This is a genomic window from Frateuria sp. (assembly GCF_013362045.1).
In the GTDB taxonomy this organism is placed as follows: domain Bacteria; phylum Pseudomonadota; class Gammaproteobacteria; order Xanthomonadales; family Rhodanobacteraceae; genus Frateuria_A.
This window is the reverse complement of sequence record NZ_JABFWW010000041.1, coordinates 1-2,063: the sequence shown is the minus strand read 5'-3', so window position 1 is coordinate 2,063 and position 2,063 is coordinate 1. Positions and strand designations below refer to the sequence as shown.

The following is a 2,063-nucleotide window of genomic DNA, read 5'->3' as shown; positions in this document are numbered from 1 at the left end:
CCGAAGGGGGAAGCAAGGCACCGTCGCGCACCCGCCCCTTCCCCTCCGCGTATCATTCAAGGAAGAAACCAACCAGGCTCCCGTCCTCATGCCACGACTCCTGCTGGCCCTCCTGCTTTCCCTGCCCCTGGGCATCGCCGCCCAGGCCGCGCCGCCGGCGAGCGCCGGCCAAACGCCGCCGGCACCGGGGCCGAAGGTGCTGCTGCACACCAGCGCGGGCGACGTCACGCTGGAGCTGTATCCGGACAGGGCGCCCAAGAGCGTGGCCAATTTCCTGCAATACGTGCACGAGGGCTTCTACGACGGCACGGTGTTCCATCGCGCGATTCCCGGCTACCTCGTGCAGGGCGGCCTGTACACGCGCGACCTGCAGCCGCGGCGCACGCATCCGGCGATCGCCAGCGAGGCCGACAACGGCTTGTCCAACCTGCGCGGCACCGTGGCGGTGGCACGCGGCGCCGACCCCAACTCCGGCACCGCGCAGTTCTTCATCAACCTGGTCGACAACCGCCGGCTCGACTATGCCGGCAACCAGAGCGGGCTGACCTGGGGCTATGCCGTGTTCGGCAAGGTGGTCCAGGGCATGGACGTGATCGACAAGATCGCCGCGCTGCCCACCCGCGGGCAAGGGCCGTTCGCCGCCGACGTACCCAATCCGCTGCCGGTGATCGAGAGCGTGCGCGTGATCGGCGAGCAGGCGCCCGCCCCCGCAGCCAGCACCAGAGAGCCCGCCGCTACGCCCAAGCCGGCCCAGCGCAGATCCAAGGCCAGGGGCGCCTGATGGCCAGCCTGTTCATCGCCGACCTGCACCTGGACGACAGCCGCCCGCACATCACCGATCTGTTCGAGCGCTACCTCGCCGGCGACGAAGTGCGCCAGGCCGATGCGCTCTACATCCTCGGCGACCTGGTGGAGGCCTGGATCGGCGATGACGACGACGCCGAACTGCCCGCGCGCATCTGCCGCTCCACCCGCGCCGTGCGCGGGTCCGGCGTGCCGGTCTACTTCATGCCCGGCAACCGCGACTTCCTGCTCGGCCAGGACTACGCCGAGCGCGCGGGCCTGACCTTGCTCGAAGATGGCGTGGTGCACGACCTCTACGGCGGCCCTACCCTGCTGATGCACGGCGACACGCTGTGCACCGACGATGTCGCCTACCAGGCCGTGCGCCGCCAGGTGCGCACGTCCGAATGGAAGGCGAACATCCTGGCGATGCCGCTGCAAGCGCGCCGCGCTTTCGCTGCCAAGGCCCGCGCCGACAGCCGCGCGCACACCGGCAGCGCCATGGAATCGATCATGGACGTCAGTGCCGACGCCGTCGCCCAGGCGATGCGCGGGGCCGGCGTCCAACGGCTGGTCCACGGCCATACGCACCGCCCAGCGATCCACGACTTCACCCTCGATGGCCGGCCTGCGCAACGCATCGTGCTCGGCGACTGGTACGAGCAGGGCTCGGTGCTGCGGGTGATGCCGGAGGGAGTCGAGCTGCGCGGCCTGTCGCTCTGATCCACCCGCGGGTGCGCGGCCGGTCCGGCACGAACGCGGCAGCCGCAACAGGATCGATCTGATCTGGGAGGAATAGCGCATGCGCATACGCCGATGGCTGTTGCCGCTGTTCGCATCGGCCCTGCTGGCCGGCTGCGTGACCACGCCGCGGCAGATGGCGCCGCCCACGCTGATCGATGCGGCGATACCGGATGGCTTCTCCACCAACGTGCGGCTGCTCAGCATCGACCGCCAGGGATTCCTGCAGCAGTCGCCGGCGTTGTTGAAGGGCATCCGCCACGCCGCGGACGGCAGCCTGGACATCCTGGCGCTGTCCGGCGGCGGCGCGGGCGGCGCCTTCGGCGCCGGCGCGCTGGTGGGCCTGAGCCGCGCCCACGCCCGGCCCAGCTTCGAGCTGGTCACCGGCGTGAGCGCCGGCGCGCTGATCGCGCCGTTCGCCTTCCTCGGCCCGGACTGGGACACGCAACTGGCCGAGGCCTTCACCGGCCAGGCCAGCGCCAGCCTGCAGCGCTCGCCGCTGATGAGCGTGGCCAGCCGTCTGTTGTTCCCGCAGGGCT

At 70.9% G+C, this 2,063-nt stretch carries 3 protein-coding genes; all 3 read left to right on the top strand.

The annotated features are described in order from the left end of the window. Nucleotides 1-88 precede the first annotated feature (88 nt). Complete coding sequence (locus HOQ08_RS02055; protein WP_291190843.1) at nucleotides 89-781, top strand: peptidylprolyl isomerase; 693 nt, start codon at nucleotides 89-91, stop codon at nucleotides 779-781. Then, nucleotides 781-1,506: a UDP-2,3-diacylglucosamine diphosphatase gene (lpxH, locus tag HOQ08_RS02050; RefSeq protein ID WP_291190841.1), complete on the top strand. Its 726-nt coding sequence runs from the start codon at nucleotides 781-783 to the stop codon at nucleotides 1,504-1,506. Before HOQ08_RS02055 ends, lpxH begins: the two co-directional genes overlap by 1 nt. A 79-nt stretch (nucleotides 1,507-1,585) precedes the next feature. Next, a partial coding sequence (locus HOQ08_RS02045) for a patatin-like phospholipase family protein (protein ID WP_291190838.1) occupies nucleotides 1,586-2,063 on the top strand: 478 nt, incomplete at its 3' end.

Excerpts from the sequence above, each read along its gene's own strand:
- HOQ08_RS02055 (WP_291190843.1), top strand. The coding sequence starts at position 89 with ATGCCACGACTCCTGCTGGCCCTCCTGCTTTCCCTGCCCCTGGGCATC.
- lpxH (WP_291190841.1), top strand. The coding sequence starts at position 781 with ATGGCCAGCCTGTTCATCGCCGACCTGCACCTGGACGACAGCCGCCCG.